The organism is Acinetobacter sp. TR3, assembly GCF_027105055.1.
Taxonomy (GTDB): Bacteria; Pseudomonadota; Gammaproteobacteria; order Pseudomonadales; family Moraxellaceae; genus Acinetobacter.
Window position 1 is genome coordinate 1 of sequence record NZ_CP114276.1, and the last position, 1,941, is coordinate 1,941.

1 protein-coding gene is annotated in these 1,941 nt (G+C 38.3%); it reads right to left on the minus strand.

Annotation, left to right across the window (positions count from 1 at the left end; translation table 11 throughout):
- Positions 1-31: 31 nt before the first annotated feature.
- A complete protein-coding gene (gene repM, locus O1449_RS16270; RefSeq protein ID WP_269239927.1) occupies positions 32-991 on the minus strand; it encodes a replication initiation protein RepM in 960 nt (319 codons plus the stop codon).
- Between the last annotated feature and the right edge of the window lie 950 nt (positions 992-1,941).

Below are 1,941 nucleotides of genomic sequence, written 5' to 3' on the forward strand. Positions count from 1 at the left end.
TCATTTGATGAATCCTATTTTTCATTAAAAATTAGTTTTTCTTGCTGTAGTCAGTTTCTGTTTTCAATGCTGTGAAAATTCGTTTTGCTGTTTGCTCATCCGCTTTTTCGGGGGTTCTCAAGATATTTGCAATCCAATTGGCAAAGCTTGGATAGTCGGGGAAGTTACTCAAGTCTGAAATACTGCCTAATTTGCACAGAATCATGCTGTATTTTGCGATCTGTGGCTCTGTAAGGGGTTTTATCGTGTTTTGGTCATTCGTGGCTGTTTTGGGCGTTTCTGTGGCAATTTCAGCTTGTTTGGGCTTCTTCTGCTTAAACTTGAATGAGAATCCTGTAATCACTCGCCCTTTTTTGTGCTGTTCGTAGGTAGCTGTGATGTCGGTATGCTCGTTGATTTGTTTGAGAGATGGCTCTAAAACGTATTTTTTTAAATCATACATACGCTGATATTCAGAATCGAGAACACCCATCCTTTGCCGAAAGTCAGCCAATTCTATGACTGGTGTTTTCCCCGTTGCTCTCCAGCAAATCAGTAACTCATACAAACGAATGGCATAACCTGTTGAAAGTTCGCTTATCTGTTTCATTTCATACTGAGTAAAACGTTCCTCAAGCCTTGTAATTAAAGGGATGACGATAGGAGCGAAAATTAACTTCACTGTAGCTTCTGCATCCACATAGCGAACTTCGCTAACCCAACGTGAACGGACGTTTTCTGTATTTCCTCGTTCATTGATTTCTTGGTAACTGAATTGACGTGCAAATAGATCATCGCAAGCATCTTTGAGGGCTTGGTAGGCTGTTTGTCTAGCTACGCCAAATTGATTGACATAACTCTCTGCATGAACGGTTAGAGGGTCATTGGCATTAATTCCCTTTCCTGATTCTCTAGCTTCAACGATAGCAAGCAAGATTAACCGCTGTTCAACGAGATCCAAGTTGTAACTAGCGTTCATTAGGGCATTGTCTTTCACTACTAATTCACTCATAAGACGTATATTAAAATTATTTCGTTAAAACGAATTTATCATAAGTTCTCGTCTTATGGTAGGTAAGTCTCGTCTTATTGGTAGGTAAGTCTCGTCTTATTGGTAGGTAAGTCTCGTCTTATTGGTAGGTAAGTCTCGTCTTATGTCCTCTGTATGCCTTGCTGTGTAGGCTTCTTAGCATGTCTAAAAGCATTTAAAAGCATTTAAAAACATTAAAAGCCCATTTTCATCACGAAAATTGCCCTATGTTTTCGCTTTGCTCAAACTTTTTTGACTAAGCAAGCTTAGTCGAGGGGCAATTTCTGCAAACAATGGGGAAGAAGTCAAAGGTTTAGAAGAAAAAAAATCAAATAAGCAAGCCTACCCGTATATACAAAATGTAGCCACATTTTGATATTCGGGGACTTGTTAGGGGATTTCCCCTAAGACCCGAAAACAAGCAAAAGCAACTATGAACTCGCTTTGCTCGTGTTTTTTTAAAAGCAAAACCTCACTATAGTAAAAACCATCTAGCAGCCAATATTTTTAAAAGCGGTTTTCCAGAGGGGGAATAATCGAACTTTCATTGAGTCGCTCGTAGACACTCGCTAATATCTTTTTTGTGAATTCTAGAAAGAGCAAAACAAAACGAGTGTCTACGAGTGACAAACAAGGATCAAAATCAAAAATGTTTTTTCCCTGATTACAGTGTTTTTGCTTTTGGGGTTGAGGGGTTTACCCCCACGGACTTCCATTGAAAAAATCGAAGATTTTTCTCAATGGCTAAGTGCGCCCTTTGGGAAAAGATCATTTACTTAATTCTCTTTTAATTGAAGATACTGATTTTTCTAGATCGTTAGCAGTCTGAAAAAGAAAATCTTTAAGAGTTTCCTCTTTCGTCTTGTCAGCTATGTTGCGTAATAATTCAATTTTAGAGCTGATATTTATTAAATTTGCTTCAATAACCCCAT